This window comes from Streptomyces sp. STAM6 (assembly GCF_054963715.1).
Genome location: NZ_JBUEFZ010000040.1, coordinates 1 through 15,999, shown reverse-complemented (window position 1 = coordinate 15,999; position 15,999 = coordinate 1). Strand labels below are relative to the sequence as shown.

At 68.5% G+C, this 15,999-nt stretch carries 14 protein-coding genes; 9 read left to right on the top strand and 5 right to left on the bottom strand.

The features are described 5' to 3' along the window. Window positions 1–2 precede the first annotated feature (2 nt). Both ACY34K_RS29780 and ACY34K_RS29775 read left to right on the top strand, forming a co-directional pair. On the top strand, window positions 3–482 hold the full coding sequence (locus tag ACY34K_RS29780; RefSeq protein WP_462752616.1) for a hypothetical protein: 480 nt from the start codon (window positions 3–5) through the stop codon (window positions 480–482). A gap of 678 nt (window positions 483–1,160) precedes the next feature. Further along, entirely contained in the window at window positions 1,161–2,657 is a 1,497-nt protein-coding gene (locus ACY34K_RS29775) for an IMP dehydrogenase (RefSeq protein ID WP_462752615.1), read from the top strand. A 26-nt stretch (window positions 2,658–2,683) separates the two neighbouring features. On the opposite strand, the gene ACY34K_RS29770 is transcribed toward ACY34K_RS29775, so the two are convergent. Both ACY34K_RS29770 and ACY34K_RS29765 read right to left on the bottom strand, forming a co-directional pair. Further along, a complete protein-coding gene (locus ACY34K_RS29770; protein WP_462752613.1) occupies window positions 2,684–2,989 on the bottom strand; it encodes an ArsR/SmtB family transcription factor in 306 nt (101 codons plus the stop codon). Between the two features lie 1,049 nt (window positions 2,990–4,038). After that, complete coding sequence (locus tag ACY34K_RS29765) at window positions 4,039–4,851, bottom strand: MerR family transcriptional regulator (protein WP_462752660.1); 813 nt, start codon at window positions 4,849–4,851, stop codon at window positions 4,039–4,041. Window positions 4,852–5,975: 1,124 nt separating this feature from the next. Here ACY34K_RS29765 and ACY34K_RS29760 point away from each other — a divergent pair. The 5 genes from ACY34K_RS29760 (at window position 5,976) to ACY34K_RS29740 (ending at window position 11,576) form a co-directional block, all read left to right on the top strand. After that, window positions 5,976–6,434 carry a GNAT family N-acetyltransferase gene (locus ACY34K_RS29760; RefSeq protein WP_462752611.1) on the top strand — a complete coding sequence of 153 codons (459 nt, stop codon included), beginning with the start codon at window positions 5,976–5,978 and terminating at the stop codon, window positions 6,432–6,434. Window positions 6,435–6,791: 357 nt separating this feature from the next. Then, complete coding sequence (locus ACY34K_RS29755) at window positions 6,792–7,460, top strand: class I SAM-dependent methyltransferase (RefSeq protein ID WP_462752609.1); 669 nt, start codon at window positions 6,792–6,794, stop codon at window positions 7,458–7,460. A 424-nt stretch (window positions 7,461–7,884) separates the two neighbouring features. Continuing rightward, a complete protein-coding gene (locus tag ACY34K_RS29750; protein ID WP_462752608.1) occupies window positions 7,885–8,925 on the top strand; it encodes a vWA domain-containing protein in 1,041 nt (346 codons plus the stop codon). Between the two features lie 553 nt (window positions 8,926–9,478). Next, entirely contained in the window at window positions 9,479–10,180 is a 702-nt protein-coding gene (locus ACY34K_RS29745; RefSeq protein ID WP_462752658.1) for a GNAT family N-acetyltransferase, read from the top strand. A 955-nt stretch (window positions 10,181–11,135) separates the two neighbouring features. Next, window positions 11,136–11,576: a VOC family protein gene (locus tag ACY34K_RS29740; protein WP_462752606.1), complete on the top strand. Its 441-nt coding sequence runs from the start codon at window positions 11,136–11,138 to the stop codon at window positions 11,574–11,576. 37 nt (window positions 11,577–11,613) lie between these two features. Here the strand turns inward: ACY34K_RS29740 and ACY34K_RS29735 are convergent, their stop codons facing one another. Further along, the gene (locus ACY34K_RS29735) at window positions 11,614–11,898 is read right to left on the bottom strand and encodes a hypothetical protein (protein ID WP_462752604.1); all 285 of its coding nucleotides are present in this window, start codon (window positions 11,896–11,898) and stop codon (window positions 11,614–11,616) included. 345 nt (window positions 11,899–12,243) lie between these two features. Further along, entirely contained in the window at window positions 12,244–13,368 is a 1,125-nt protein-coding gene (locus ACY34K_RS29730; protein ID WP_462752602.1) for an ABC transporter substrate-binding protein, read from the bottom strand. Between the two features lie 279 nt (window positions 13,369–13,647). Between ACY34K_RS29730 and ACY34K_RS29725 the strand changes: the two genes are divergently transcribed. Together ACY34K_RS29725 and ACY34K_RS29720 are read left to right on the top strand one after the other, a co-directional pair. Then, window positions 13,648–14,121 (top strand): SRPBCC family protein, encoded by a 474-nt coding sequence (locus ACY34K_RS29725; protein WP_462752601.1) that lies wholly within the window; start codon window positions 13,648–13,650, stop codon window positions 14,119–14,121. Window positions 14,122–14,205: 84 nt separating this feature from the next. Further along, a complete protein-coding gene (locus tag ACY34K_RS29720; protein WP_462752599.1) occupies window positions 14,206–14,730 on the top strand; it encodes a hypothetical protein in 525 nt (174 codons plus the stop codon). A 774-nt stretch (window positions 14,731–15,504) separates the two neighbouring features. Here ACY34K_RS29720 and ACY34K_RS29715 read toward each other — a convergent pair. Beyond that, on the bottom strand, window positions 15,505–15,777 hold the full coding sequence (locus ACY34K_RS29715) for a hypothetical protein (protein ID WP_462752598.1): 273 nt from the start codon (window positions 15,775–15,777) through the stop codon (window positions 15,505–15,507). Window positions 15,778–15,999 lie beyond the last annotated feature (222 nt).

Here is a 15,999-nt window from a genome sequence, read left to right as displayed (position 1 = left end):
TCATGCAGTTCGTCCTCGACCCGCCGCGCGGCGTGGCTCCCGTCCGGCTGGGAATGACGCTCGACGAAACGGTTGCCGCGGTTTCGGCCTGGGGCGCGCCGCGGGTGTACCCGGCCGACGCGGTGCGCGACTTCGACCTGGTGTCCACCGAGTACGACGGTATCGGCTTCCAAGCGGCCCTTGAACGCGACCACCGGGTCACTGCCGTCACCGTCTGGGGACCCGACGAGGACGAGGACCCCGACGTCCAAGTCCTGCTGGATGGCCTCGACGTCTTCCGCACTCCCGCTGACGAGATCCTCGCCCACGCCGCCCGTAAGGGCTGGCACGTCAATAACGACGACGCGCGAGCCCCCTACATCCCCGGAGTCACCCTTGCCTTCACCCGAGACACCTCCCAGGAGGTAGCGCGGGACGAGAACGGCCTGCCGGTCTACTTCACTTCGGTGCTCGTGGCCGACGAGAGGTATCGGGAGAAGTGACCAACGTCGGATGTCGATAGCGACTTCGATGGTGAGTGGCCCTTCGTGGTCGGTCTGCGGCGGTCTCACCGGGCCCGGGCGGCTCTCGCCGCCCGGGAGTTCCGAGACTGCGGACGTGGACCGTACTGCCGAGTTCCCACGCATCGGTATCAACAAGCACGTCGAACGACGAGTCCACGCACAACGACAATAAGGGGCCCTGGAGCCCCTCGTCCGGGGCCTGCCGCCTGTCCGGTCGCGCCGCGTGCACCGACGAAACGGCTGCCAAGGTCGCGGCCGGCGGCTCCATCAAGGACGTACGAGAGTTTCTGCCAGTCGGACAGCACATCGCCGGGGGCCAGGGATCAGGAACGCGCCTCCGTGAGCCGGTTGGCAGCCCGGGCAAAGGTCGCAGGCGCCGAGGCCAAACGGCAGATCGACGCGGCCAAGAAAACCTCGGCCCGGGGCGACACGGCCACCCGCCACCAGGAACTGTCCCACCGTCACGGCCAACACCGTTGCAGTGCTAAGGTGCCAGGTCACGACCGCACCCCGTTCGATCCACGGGCCGGTCAGGGCTCTGCCGCAGTTGTGGCACTCCACGGCTGTCGCGCCGGTCTCTGCCTGCCCAGGCCCTGGAAGCGGGGGCGATCTCACGGCGGGGCAGTCGGGCCCCGGCCGACGGGTCAGGAGGAACGAGTGGCACAGATCATCGCCGAGGTCTCACGGACGTTCAACGAGTTTCTGCTCTTGCCGAACCTGACGCGGACAGACTGCTCGGCCACGACCGTCGACCTGCGCACGCCCCTGGTACGGCACATCGCGGGCGATGCGTCGGTGATCGAGCTGCAGTCCCCGTTCACGTCCGCGATCATGCAGGCCGTCAGCACACCCGATCTCGCGATCGCGCTCGCCCGCAACGGCGGTCTCAGCTTCCTGCACCACAACCAGCCGATCCAGGATCAGGCCGCGGCGGTCCGCCAGGTGAAGAACTTCAAGGCCGGATTCGTCACCAGCGACACCAACGTCCGTCCCGACGACAGCCTGAGCCTCCTGGCCGAGGTCATGCGCCGCACCGGGCACAGCACCGCGGCGGTCACCCACGACGGGACCGCCACGGGCCGCCTCCTCGGCCTGGTGACCTCCCGCGACTTCCACCCCCAGCGCCACGACCTGGCCGGACCGGTCAGTGGCCGGATGACCGCGGTCGCCGACCTGGCCCACGCCGGGCCCGACATCACGCTTTCCGAGGCCAACGCGCGGCTGTGGGACGAGCGGCTGGACTGCCTCCCCGTGCTGGACACCGAGGGGCACCTCCAGCATCTGGTGTTCCGTTCGGACTACACCGACAACAAGCGCTTCCCGAACCAGCTCGTGGACGCTGCCAAGCGTCTGCGCGTCGGGGCGGGTATCAACACCCACGACTATCAGGAGCGTGTCCCCGCACTGCTGGAGGCGGGTGTGGACGCGCTGTGCTTCGATTCGTCCGACGGCTACAGCGACTGGCAGGCGCAGGCTCTGACCTGGGTGAAGAAGCACTGTCCGGAGATCCCGGTCGGCGGCGGAAACGTGGTCGACGGTGAAGCGTTCACCTTTCTCGCAGAGGCGGGAGCGGACTTCGTCAAGGTCGGGGTGGGTGGTGGCTCCATCTGCATCACTCGCGACCAGAAGGGCATCGGCCGCGGCCAGGCCAGCGCTGTACTGGACGTCGCGGCAGCCCGGGACGCTTTTCGCGAGCGCACCGGCGAGTACGTCCCGATCTGCTCCGACGGCGGGCTGGTGCACGACTACCACGTGGCCCTGGCGTTGGCGATGGGAGCCGACTTCGTCATGATGGGCCGCTACTTCGCACGCTTCGACCAGGCGGCCGGCGCCAAGGTACCCACCCGCGACGGCTTCGTGAAGGAGTACTGGGGTGAGGGCTCGAACCGGGCGCGTAACTGGCAGCGCTACGGCCAGGGAGGGCAGGGGCTGGTCTTCGAAGAGGGAGTGGACGGGTTCGTCCCTTACGCGGGCGACCTCAACGAAGGACTCGCCCTGACCGTCGCCAAGCTGAAGACCACGATGGTCTCCTGTGGCTCCAAGACCATTCCGGAGTTCCAGTCCTCGGCCCGGCTGACCCTCGTTTCAGAGCAGAGCTTCCAGGAGAGCCACGCCAACGTCGCCCTGCGGGACACCCCGGCAACGGTCTCCTGACGAGCCGCCGGGGCACGACGGGCGGACTACTGGCCGGAGGGAACGGTGGACGGTTCACACAGCCCTCCCGTCAGTGCCGGCGGCTCGGCTCGCGGCCGGACGCTGTCCGGAAGAGCGAAGTACTGCTCGGTACCGCCGACCTGGCGGGTCTCCGCCAGCCGGACCAGTCCTGCCTCGCGCAGCACGCGTACGTGGTAGCCGATGGTGCCCTTGCTCATCCCGAGAACGTCGGTGAGCTGACGCAACGTTGCGGGGCGCTGCCGCAACGGGTTGACCATGCGGTGACGCAACGGGTGCCCAAGCGCCTTGAACTGATCGGGCGAGCGCGGCACCAGGTGGTCCGGCTGGTCGCTGGGGTGCTCGCCCCGCCCGGCCTCACTTCCGTGGTCGTGGCTCTGCTCTTTCGCTCATGGACTCAAGTGTCCGGTTTTCTAAATCCGCGGCGTGATCACGGCCGACGAGCGTGGACTCGGTGATGCTCCCGGTGCGGGACGGCGTGACGATCGCCCGGCGCCGCTGACAGGGCCAGCCACGATGCCCGACGGTCACCCGGCTCACCGGCGTCCGGTTCACGGTGCAGCTTGGGGCACGCGGTCGGCCGCGGCGGGGGCGGCACTGGCCCCCGGCAGTTGTCGAGGAAAACGAGCTCGGAGCTCACGACGGCAGCGACGCAGCCGCGGGCGGCCCGACGAGGAGCAGGGCGACGGAATCGCCACCAGGCGGTTTGCGCTACGGGCGCGGTGCTCGAGCTCGACGCTTGCCGGACAGTGGGCGAGCCAACGGAGCAAGGCGGCAAGTGGGCGGCCGGTGCCCCTGGCGGGGGGGGGTGGACACGGTGCACCGAGAAGCTCCCGACAGTCAGGCCGCCGGCCGCCCAGATCCTACGAATCCCATCGTCGATCCTGGGCGAGAAGGCTGAGCCGTAGAGTCAAAGCGGGGGAATCATGGCTGATAGCGGTTGGCACGGCAGTGACCACGAGGACGCAGTCCAGCATGCGGCACGGGCAACACGACTCGGCTGGGCGGCGATCGCCGGGACCATGGGAGCGCTCGGCTGTGCGTTGATCACCTTGGCCGTGTTCTGTGCCGCCGCTGTTCTCGCGTGCACGTACCTCGTGGTGACACGTGACTACTAGGGCCTGTTCAGACCCATCACGTGCGGGGCCGAGGGCCAGGGCGCCCGCGGTGAGGTTCACGAGGCGGACGAAGCCACGTATGTCACAGCGGGTGGCGGCGACACGCGACCTCACGAAGACGTGCAGGGGGAGGCGGGGTGGCGGCCGCTTGGACCCAACAGTCGTCAGAAGTCCGCCAAGGTCGGTGCCTTCGACTGGTCGTGGTCCGTGCGGCCGGGATGCCCACTCCCCCCCTCCCCCGGTTGTCAGGCCTGGGTTACCGGTTCCTGGAGCTCGGTCACCCACTCATCCCGGTTGTCGGGACACTCCAGGTTGATTTCCCGCGGGTAGCCGGTCGAGCGATAGCCGTTCGCGTCGATCCAGCGGCCCAGGGTCTGGATGGTGGTGAGTACGGTCTCCATCGAGCCACGGTGCACGATGGACGCCGCCCGCTCGACCGGCGGCAGATCAATGATCCGCAGCCCATTGTCCTCCCCGAGCGGCGCGGACACCTCGACGCCCGCGTGGATGAGGACCCCGCCGTCCGGGGCGTCCTCGTAGTAGGCGACACCGGGCCCGGACGGGGCGATTCCGGCCGCGCGCAGGCGCCTCATCAGGTCGTTGTACAGCGGCTGGATGACCGGCCCGATGGTGTCGAAGTCCGGTGCAACAGCGGTCAGCTCGGCGATGCGCACGGTCGGCAGGCTCTTGACTACGACGTCGTCGCTGGGCATGTGTCCCTCACTCTCGATCGACCGGAGTCTCGCCTCGACCTGAAGCAGTCGGGCCGCCGTCGCCGCCACGGTCTCCGCAAGTTCGGCCCGCCGCAGCCGCAGCATGCCCCGCAGTTCCTCGGTACTGAGTTTCTCGTCCAGGATCTCTCCGACCTGCTGGAGGGTGAAGCCGAGATCCTTGAGCGCGATGACCCGGTTGAGGCGGGCGAGCTGGGCGGCGGTGTAGTAGCGATAGCCAGTGGCCAGGTCGACGTGGGCCGGGCGCAGTAGTCCGGTCGCGTCGTAGTGACGCAGCATCCGGACCGAAACGCGGCCGTGCCGGGCGAATTCTCCGATGGTGAACATGATGTCTCCGAGTTCAGCGCCTGACACGGTGTGAGGGTCAAGAACCCTACTTCGCCGCCGGCGCGGCGTGGCTGCCCGGCCCGCGGGGATCTCTGCGCGGCGCCCACGCCGCGGGGGCTCTGCGCCCCGCCACGGCTGTCCCGTTTCCGTCGCCTGCCGGCAGTGTCCAGGCGCACGGCGGTCTGCTTCTTGCGCCGCTGCTCCTGCGTCTCGGGCGTCGTGACCGAGGCACCTTCGGTGTGGAACTGCTCAGGGAGATCCTGCGCGAGGCGCCCAGAGAACAGCTCGCCGTTCTCTTCACTGACCCCGACCGCACCGTGCGGCGGTTCGCCTACGGGTTGGCCATCGATCGCCGGTCCCTGTCCCCCGCCGAGTTGGCCCGGGCTGCCGCCCGCGACGAGGACACCGTGGTCCAGGACATGTGCTCCACATCCGCGCTCGCCGGCCTGCCGAAGGAAGACGCGTACGACGACGTCGTCATGCCCCTGCTCACGGCGCGCAACCCGCGTATCCGGTCGGCCGGCGTCACCGCGTTGCTGAGGGCCGGACGGCCGAAGCAGGCGGAGTCGTTCCTCGGTGACCGATCCGGGTTGGTGCGCGCCTGCGCTCGGTACGTCGTACGGCAGCACGGAGGAGATCCCACCGCGTGGTACCGGGAGCGGTGCGCGGCACGGGACGAGCCCGGCCTGGCACCCGGCACGGTCATCGGACTGGCGGAGTGCGGCGACCGCACCGACGCCGGGCTCCTCCGGCCGTTGCTCGCCCATCCCGCGGCCGGTGTACGGGCGCAGGCGGTGGCAGGGCTGCGGACATTGGGTCTCGGGGACACGGAGCTGCTGAAGCCGCTTCTCGACGACCCCGCACCCGGTGTCGTACGCGAGGCGGCCGTGGCTCTGCTGCCGTCGGCCAAAGGACTGCCCGTGGCATCCGTCTGCGGATGTGAAGCGCGGCGACGCGGAGGTGGGCGCTCTTCTCGACCGGAGCCGCCACCTGTTCAGCGACTACGTGCTGCGACGCCGCAAGTGGGAGGCCGGGATGGACGCCTGAGGACGTTCGCCCCGTGGAGCTTGCCCGTGCAGGCAGAGCGGGTTGACGCCCGAGGCCTGCTTTGGTCTTCTACTGCGATGCCTGATCTTCACTTCCAGCGACCGGACGATGAGGCCACGCTCAGGGATTGGCAGCACGTCCACAACGTGATCATCCCTACGCACCCCCTGTCCATGGACGAGGTACGGGAACGCGCGCAGCGCCACCACCTCGAGGTTGTGTACGTCGATGACGTCCTCGTGGGCTGCAGTACGGTGCGGCCTCCCTCTGGCGACACGGTGACGGCCACGGTGATCGCCCGCGTGCTCGTACCTCATCGTGGGCAGGGGTTCGGTGAGGCGATCTACGCGCGGGCGCTCGACCGGGCACGGGAGTTGGGTGCCGAGGTGATCGAAACAGTGGTCCTGTCCTCCAACGAGGAAGGTCTGCGGTTCGCGCTCACGCACGGATTCGCCGAGATCGAGCGGTACCTGCTGCCGGGAGAAACCACTCCCTGGATCGATCTGCGCCTCGCCGGCCTTCGAGGCCTGCGGTGAAACCGTGGGGCTGAGCACCGCGTTCGCCCCAGGACTGCGCGCAGGCCCGCTATCGAAGTGACGGTCTGTCCCCCCTCCTGGCCTGGAAGTGGTGGTGCCTTCCAGGGTTCCGGCGGTAAGGAGCTACCCCTGGTTGCGACGGGACCGTCGACATCCCGTGCACGCAGGCGACCGGACGCCTCCGGCCGCGTCCGCCGCCGCGTCCGCGCCCTTCGGCGAAACCGCCGCCGGCGGCGACGGCGGCGATGACGCCCGGCACTCGGTGCACCACAAAGCGCCGTCGCAGCACTTGTTGGTGGCTGCGCGACCCGGCAGGGTTGCTCCCATGGGCTGTCGGCTTCCGTTTAGAGTCGCCACGTGACTGAGCCTTCCTACCTCTCTGCGGTCCGGGACTCGTACGACACCGTCGCAGCCGATTACGCCGCCCTCGTCAAGAACCCGTCCGAGCTGGACCCCCTGTCACGCTCGATGCTGACCGCGTTCGCCGAACTGGTACGAGCTTCCGGTCGAGGGCCGGTCGCGGACCTGGGCTGCGGCCCGGGAAAGGTCACGGCGCACCTGGCCGGTCTCGGGGTATCGCCATTTGGCATCGACGTCTCGCCGAAGATGATCGAACTTGCTCGACGTGCCTACCCGCATCTGCGGTTCTCAGTGGGCTCCATGACCGCGTTGGAGATCGAGAACGATACGCTCGGCGGCATCCTGGCGTACTACTCCACCCACCACACGCCTCCGGAGCTGCTGCCGGTCGTGTTCGCCGAGTTCCACCGCACCTTGGCACCCGGGGGACACCTTTTGCTCGCCGGCCACGTGGGCACAGGTGAGCACCGACGTCCGACGCACGCCTACGGCGACCACCCTGTGTCCTACGAATCGTATCGACTTCCCGCAGATCAGCTCGCGGGACTGCTGACCCGGGCCGGGTTCGTCGTCACCGCCCAACTGGTGCAGGACCCCGATGGAGAGTCGAACTGGAGGATCGCCAGTTTCATGGCCCGCAAGTCGGTTGATGAACAGGCGACTTGACCCCTCGACCCCGGCGGACACCTACTGCTGTGTTGGTGTGCGGCTCTCGCGCCACGCCCCCGGCGAGGAAGGGAGAATCATGGCTCAACGGAGCGTGGAGTTCTGCCGCTCCCCCGGCTCCTGGTCCGGGAGCCGACGACTGCTGCTTCGCCCCTGTCTGCCGAGGAGCTGACGGGTCGGGGGGCGGATCGTCGGGGCAGCGGTGCCGCGGGTATCGGAGGCCCGCGCGAGAGGGGGACGGGCTCGACCACGGGGCGGCCGGTGAACCTGCCGGTACACCAACACCGAGGAGGGACCGGCTGTGACAGTGTGCGGCCTCTCCTTCTGTGCCCTCGGGCCGGGTGTCCGGTCCGGGAGCCAGGATCGATTGTCAGTGGTGGATGAGACGGTAGGAGCATCGAGTCGAGGAAGAGGGGGAGCTGTCATGTCCGGAAACCAGAACTACATCAATCACGTTGCTCTCGTGTTGGATGCCAGTTCGTCCATGTCGCGTCTGAGCGGCAAGGTCGTCGAAGTCGCCGACCAGCAGATTGCCTATCTGGCCCGCCGGTCCGAGGAACTCGACCAGGAAACCCGTGTCACGGTGTACGTCTTCGCGGACCAGGTGGAGTGCGTCATCTACGACAAGGACGTGCTGCGAATGCCGTCCCTGAAGCAGCTCTACCGGGTCGGCGGAATGACGGCTCTGCTGGCGGCCACACTGAAATCCCAGCGAGAGCTGGCGCAGACGGCGCAACTGTACGGCGACCACAGCTTCCTGACGTTCGTGCTGACCGACGGGCAGGAGAACGCGAGTCACCGCTGCGCGGAGGTGCCTTCCAGGGTTCCGGGTCAACTGGTTCAGGCCGTGGCCGGCATGATCGAAACCCAGGAGGACAACTGGACGCTGGCCGTCCTCGTTCCGGACCAGATGGGCAAGCGCGAGGCCATGCAGTACGGTTTCCCGAAGGACAACATCGCCATCTGGGACGCCACGAGCACACAGGGTCTGGAGGAGGCCGGGCAGGTCATCCAGCAGGCGACCGAGAAGTTCATGGTGGGCCGCGCCCAGGGCATCCGGGGATCACGGGCGGTGTTCTCCACGGGTGCGGAGGCTGTCAACAGGGACACCATCGAGGCAGCCGGTCTCACCCCGGTCGATCCTTCGGAGTACCAGCTGGTACCGGTGACTCGGGAAGCGGGTATCCGGGACTGGGTTGTCGAATCCGGGCACACATACCGCACCGGGTGCGCGTTCTACCAGCTGAGCAAGTCGGAGAAGATCCAGGCACGGAAGCAGATTGCGGTGCTGGAGAAGAAGTCGGACCGGGTGTACACCGGGCCCGAGGCCCGAGCGCTCCTCGGCCTGCCGGACACCGAAGTCCGCGTCAAGCCCGACCACAACGACGAGTTCACCATCTTCGTACAGAGCACCAGCGTCAACCGGAAGCTCGTGCCTCAGACCCGGCTGCTGCTGATGAGCTGACGGTGATCTCGCCGTACGCGTCAGCCTGCCCGCTCCCGGTGCGGGTCGTGATTGCCCACCGAGTTCCTCATGAGCAAGCAGGGTTGGTTCGAGAACGGAAGCACTCCGTGTGGCAGTGTGCGGCGGCCCCGGGGCGCAGGGGGGCCGGTGGCTGAGACGACTTCCGGCGGGCTTTCCGGGTGGTTCCCGCATCTCCGTGGCACGCGCGAGCCCGCCTGCACCGCGCGGGGGCTGCACGGACAGCCGTACGGCCTCAGTGGGACAACGCAGAGGGACTGCGGTCCTGGAGAAGAGGCGGCCCGCGCGCACCTGCCGCGGGCCGCCCCCGCTGCCGCCCCCGCTGCCGGCCTCGCTGCCGGCCTCGACGGGGCTCCTCGGCCTTCGTGGAGACGGAAGACCCACCGGCCGACTCCGGCGCGGGGGCGTTGGATAATGTTTGCTGACCCATGATCTCGGCGCCTACCGGACTCGTCGGCAAGATCCACACACTGGGGAACGCACCGGTGGCTTTACGCCGCACCGGCCGGCCCCGGCCCAGGAAAGGCACAACACCATGTTGAGCGGTGACATCGCGGCACTTGACGACCCGGTGGGCGAGTCGCTCCGCGGCCGCCATGCACATCTCGGGCGCCGTTTCGGCCGGGCCGCCACCTACCTGACGGAAGTCGCGACCTTCTCGGCGATACCCGCCGACGCGGACGCGTCGGACTGGACCGCCCTCGCGACGCTGCTCGGCCGTGAGGCGTTCGCCGACATGTTCAGTTGCCCGGCGACCCCGCCACCGGACTGGGAGCCGGTTTTCGTCCTCGAAGGCCGACAGATGATCTGGCCCGGCCACCCCCCGGACGCACCCCGCCCCGTGACCGGCATCGAGGTGGTCGAGCTGGGCGCGCCCGACGTGCCCCAGATGCTCGACCTGGTCACGCAGACGCAACCGGGGCCGTTCTGGCCCCGCACTCAGGAACTGGGCACCTATCTCGGCATCCGTGAGGGCGGCAGGCTCGTGGCCATGGCGGGCGAACGGCTCCGGCCTCCGGGATGGACCGAGATCAGCGCCGTCTGCACGAGTCTCGAGGCACGCGGTCGCGGCCATGCCGCCCTCTTGGTCACAGCCCTCGTCACCCGCATTCTGGCGCGGAAGGAACGACCGTTCCTGCACGTCGCCGAGGCGAACACCAGCGCGATCGCGCTCTACGAGCGGCTTGGTTTCGAAAGCCGAAAGAACGTGACATTTCGCGGCTTCACCACACCCTGACGATCACGTCGCTCTCATCGGCGAGTTCGATGGGTAGTGCCGACCGGTCCCAGCGAGACCTTGCCGGGGCATCGAGTCGGTGAATCGATGACGCCCCTGGCTCACGTCGTCCCCTCAGCGGCTGCTCGCTTTCTGAGTACGGCAGCAGCAGGTCCTGGCTTCACGCTGTGGGCACGAGGAGGACCAGGGCCTCCAACCGAGTGAGTTCGAGTCGGTCGGTCAAGGCACTCGTGTGGCCGCGTGGAAAGCGGCGATCTTTCGGGCGTCGGAGACGTCGCCCTGGGCGGATGCTCGGAGACGTCGCCCTGGGCGAATGCTACGGGCCAGGCCGGGCCACGCTACGGCCCCGATGCGGCAGGAGGTGTGGCCCAGTATCGAGACCCCGGGTGCCGCATGCTGACTTCCCCTGCACTCGTGCAAGGGCCGGGCCGGCGGTCAGATTCAGGTGGAGAGCGGCTTTGCCGGGCAGGTGGGACCATCTGTCCGGCCGGCCGCACAGACCAAGCACTGCGGGCTTTCGGCTGACGCGCACGCCCGGGTGCACGGGGGCCGGCCCGCCTACGGCCCCCTGCGGCCCATCACGTGTCGGAGCCAAACCACGATTGTGGCGGTGGTCACCGCGGGGCGCGGGGGCCAGAGTGCCGATGCCGTGTGTACGCGGCCGCACCCCCCTTTGTCCTGAACCACTCAAGACGGGCGTGCGCCGTCAACGGTGGTGGTCACTCGCTGAGCCGAGCGCTCCACGGGTCGACTGCGCGGATGGTGACTTGCAGGATGGCAGATGATGCTCTGACCTGCGGTGTTTACGACCGCACCGATGCCGGCGCGAGCCAGGCGCCGCCCCGTCAAGTGGTTCTCGAAGGGAATGCCGCAGAAGATGTCGAGAGTGGCCCGGCAACTCCGTCTCAGGGGCGGATGCCCCACAGGGGCCGCGCACTCACTTGGGAGACTCGGCATGACGATCCAGCGGATGGACAACGTCCTCATCGTTGTCGATGACCTTGATGCTGCTATTTCGTTCTTCGTCGAACTCGGAATGGAGCTGGAGGGCAAGGCTCCCGTCGAGGGGCGTTGGGTGGAGCGTGTCATTGGGCTCGACGGCGCCCGGCAGGACATCGCGATGCTGCGGACACCGGACGGCCACGGCCGGATCGAGCTGGCGATGTTCCACGCGCCGAAGGCGATCAGTGCCGAGCCGAAGGACGCGCCGGTGAACACGCTGGGCATTCGTCGCATCATGTTCGCAGTCGACGACATCGACGATGTCGTTGCCCGCCTGCGCAGCCTGGGGGCCGAACTCGTCGGCGAGATCGCACAGTACGAGAGCAGCTACCGGCTCTGCTACGTCCGCGGTCCCGAGGGCATCATCGTCGGACTGGCCGAGCAGCTCGGCTGAAGGCTGCCGAAGGAGCCCATGGCTGCGGTCGGCGGACCTACGAAGAAGCAACGACCTCCCCGGCCGTGACCTGGGGCGGATTGGGGAGCAGAGCGGCAAGGCGGTCTCGTACGAAGTCCTTCGCCCTGTCGGTCGACTCCTCGGCACCGGCCCTGTCCTGGAAGACGCCGGTCGACACCATGACGCCGGCCCCCGCATCGATCCAGTAGTAGGCCACGAAGCCGCGGACCTGGCGGAGGAGCGGCACGAACTCCTCGTTCACCCGGCGTCCCGCCTCAGCCGGATCGGTCACCCCTTCGTACCGCCGAACCACTGCGTACATGGCTGATCTCCTCTTGGGTCGCAAGGCCGTCCTCTGCGGAGAGGGCGTACCCATGACGGCACGTGCGGCGCGCGCGTCCCCACGTAAATCACTGGAAAAGCCCCCCTCCGTGATCCGAACGGACGGTCGAGCCGCACGCCGGGTTCCTGCCCATGCTCAGCGTCGGCGCGGCCGAAGAGAGCGCCGACGCCGAACCCGGGGCGTGCCGGCCCCGTCCGTCAGACGGACCTGACTTCCCGGGCGTCCTGGCACGCCCTTCCAGGGGCCGAGAGCCCGGTCTCACCGCGTGGACGGTGGGCAGACGCCAGCCGGGCGAGATCGGGGCAGTGGGTCGTCCGTGGCCTCTCAGTTGGTGTGAAGGACCCGAAAGCGGTGAGGGTCGGCCGGGTCTCGGTCAGCGACCTGGATCGGTGTCCGACCCCATTGCCAAACACTGATGCCCGGCGTGCGGGAGAACTGGATCTGCCCTCGGGTGCCTTCGACGGCAACGTGCGGCCAGGCTCCGGCAACGTGTGCCCGGCCGGCGACCCGGCCGGTGCCGTGACAACGCAGCGCAGCGGCGAGGACGAGGATCGTGTCATATCCCTCGAAGGCGACGAAGGAGGGTGCTCGGCCCAGCAGCTCGCGCAGGGCCGTCTCGACTCGTACACCGAGTGGGCCGAGGCGCTCGGGCAGGTAGCGCAAGAAGGGGATCGCGGCGCTGTCGTCGCCCAGCAGGGCCGCCCATTCGGCGAACTCCGGCTGCCCGGCCGGAGCGCCGATCAGGGTGTCGGCCAGACGCTGGTCTCGGAGGACGGCCTTGACGATCGACGTCGCCCGCTCGGGGTGGCCGACGAGAAGAAGGAGAGCGGTCGCGCGCGTGGCCAGGAGTTCGGCACAGAGGGTCGTGGGGGTGAGCGCGCGCATGTCGAGTTCGACGACGGTGCCGCCGTGCGGGGCGAGGTGGTCCCGCAGGATGCGGGCTCCGGACGCCCAGTAGACGCTCGGTTCGATCGCTACGGCTATCCGGCTGTGTCCCGCGCCGAGGAGGAAGTCTGCGTAGAGCCGCCACCCGTAGGACTGCGCCGGTGCGAGGCGCGCGACCCATTCGGTCGGCTGTTCGGTGAGTGCGTCGAGAACCGCCGACGAGCAGAGGAACGGCAGGCCGAGAGCGTCGGCCCTGGCTGCGGCACCGCGAGCGACGACGCTGTGATACTCCCCCGCCAAGGCGACCACGCCCAAGCGGGCCAATTCATCCACGGCCGCCGCGGCCTTCTTCGGATCAGCAGCGGTGTCTCGGACCACAAGCTCAATGGGGCGTCCGTCGACCCCGCCGGCCTCATTGACTTCGCGGACGGCCAGCTCGAGTCCAGCGAGCAAGTGCCGGCCTGCCTCGACCCAGCCCGGCCGCGTGAGCGGGACGAGAGCGCCGATCTTGACGGATGACCCGTCAGTCAGTGCCGCTTCAGGCGGTGATGGCAGCGTATTCATGTGTGAGCGTCTCCTGTGTGACGATTCGGTTGCAGGCCGTCCGGATCGCAAAGTGGCGGGCGTGGAGGTGCACGCTCATCTCATCTCATCTCGCCGTCGCGGGTGCACCAGGGGAGCATGCCGGGACATTGCATCCACCACGATCACCAACAGGCAACCGGTTATTGGTTATATGTTCCAACAAAGATGTGATCCTCTAAATCATGAGGGTCCGGCACGACGACGCGCCGCACCCGTGACGAGCAGCGCTCACTCCCGCGCGCCGAAGAGGAGAAGCAGATGTACGACATCCGCGGCACCGGCATCCGCACCGCACTGTTAGCCGCCCCGCTCGCCCTCGGCCTGTTCGTCACCGCCGCCGCACCTGCCGGGGCCGCCGACCTCCAGACCTCCCACCAGGGCAAGTCCCTCACCTGTGGCAGGAAGGGCGTCGACCCCGGCGCTCTCGTCCGCCACAGGTCGGAGATCGTGATCAACGCCCCGTTGCGCACCGTCTGGAAGCTGCAGACCGACGTGGAGCGCTGGCCGTCCTGGCAGGGATCGGTCAGGACCGTGCAACGCCTCGACGAGGGCGCCTTCCGTGAAGGCTCGGCATTCCGGTGGACGCAGCCGGTACCCCCCAACCCGTCGACTCCCGCGACAGCCTGGCAGTCCCTTGGGCAAGGTTTTCGGGCACGCCGGTCCCTGGTCCCGGGAAGACATGGCGGGCACCGGCAACTCACCAGTGCGGCATGCGGTGCGGCGGCGGAGTGATGCGTGGCGCACAGAGGTCGTGTCGGGGTGGCTTTCCGGAACAATTGTGGAATCTTCCGACAAGAGGAAGCCTTCCCCACAGCAGTGAAGGAGCTGATCCGCATGCGCATGCGGGTTTCCACGACCGCCGCGCTGATGCTTGCCGTCGCCGGGCTGACCACGAGCACCGGCGTCGCGGTGGCGGACGATGGCATCGTCAGCACCGCGGCCGCCGTCGCGGTGGCCAAGGACGGCCCCGCAGTTGCGACGGCCACGGCAACCAACGCAGCGACCTTCACCTGCGGTCGACTCACAGTGGCGTCGTCCGGAAAGGTCACAGGACGCTGCAACGGGCCGATCACCCCTCAGCGCCGCGGCGCAGTGGTGAAGGTCGACGGACCCGCCGTCCTCAAAGGCGCGGTACGTTCCCGCCCCGGCTCGGACACACCGGTCCGGTTCACATGTGTTTCCGCCTCCGTCCAACTCGTCGACCGCCCCACCGCCGAAAAGCTCGCGGTGACCGGCTCCGGCTGCGTCCGCACCGCGGAAGACAAGCCCCGCTCCGAGCGTCCCGAGCCCGCGGTCAAGCGCATTCCGTCCTTGGCCGCAAGGCTTCTGATGGCGCGTTAGTGGCTCACTCTCGAAGGCACGGCGGCCGGGGTACCGGGCGTCGACCGTGCTCGAAGGCCATTCGAAGGTTGGCGGCCAGGCAGTGCGCGGGCGCCGCGTAACTTCTGCGGCGCGGTGTCGTTGGAAGGGGTGCGTTCCTCGTCGAGGCTGGGCCCTGGAAGAAGTAGCGACTTTTTCCAGGGCCCACGTCTGTCCAGACCGGCCTTCAGCGACAGGGCAGACCAGCCGGATCCCGTCCGCCCACAACTGTCCGAGGGCCTCGACCGCCACCGTGCTCACCCCGTCGAGGCCGTCGGGGCGAGCGACTCCTGTCGACCGGTTTACATGCCCGGCGGCGTAGAGGCCGGACACACGGTTGCTGCTCGCCAGTACCACCCGTCTCGATTCCCGCGCGCCGCACCGCCTCCAGGCTCCACTGCGTCCGCGGCGCCGTGGCCGCTTCGGCGTGGCCGCCACGTCCCGCCAGTCCACCGCCCGTGCGCGCCTTCGTTCTCGGCTTCCGGGCGCAGCGGCACGCGGTCGAGCAGGATCAGACGTGCCGCCCCACCGCGCAGCGGATTCCCCGCCCAGGAGCCGATGCTGCCCGCCGCCCCTGGTACCGCCACTGTTCCAGGCTCGCCGCACCTCCCCCTGGTTCGAACGCTCTCGCGTTCTGATGCCCGCCGGTCAAGAGCCGGGGGGAAACCGAGTGAGCAAGAAGAAGGCGTTGGCGGTAAACGAGCCAACCCCGCCCTGAGGGGCGGGGCTTGCGCTCAAAAGCTACGGTCGGACAGGTCAGAGCGCCTGGCTGTTGCAGCCCATGTCCGAGCCGAGGTGGCTCTTCTGAGCACCCGGCGAGCCTTCGCCGTTGAGAATGTTGCCTGCCAGGCCGGTGAGGGCGCCCACGCTGCCGAGCACCTCGATGTTCATGTCGTGTGAGCGGCACTCGATGCCCTGCATGATCTCAAGGTCTTTGCCCATGTCATCGGCGAGAGCCGTAGGGGCGGTGAGGGATCCGACGGCGCCGATGACGGCGCTGACGAGGACTGCCGAGCGAAGCTTGCGCATGACTTCTCCGTATGGTCGAGCGAATGAGGGAAGGTGAGAAAGAGAGAGGGTTTGCGGGCCAGCCTTTTGACGGGTTGTCAGCCGAGTCGGGGAAGCCCCAGCTGGCCGACGGGGGGTGCCGCGACCTGTCCGAGGCCGACCGGTGACAGCTGAGGTGCGCTCGCCGGTGAGATCAGCGGGCTGATGTTGGGGTTGACCTGGGGATTGACCTGCGGGTTCACT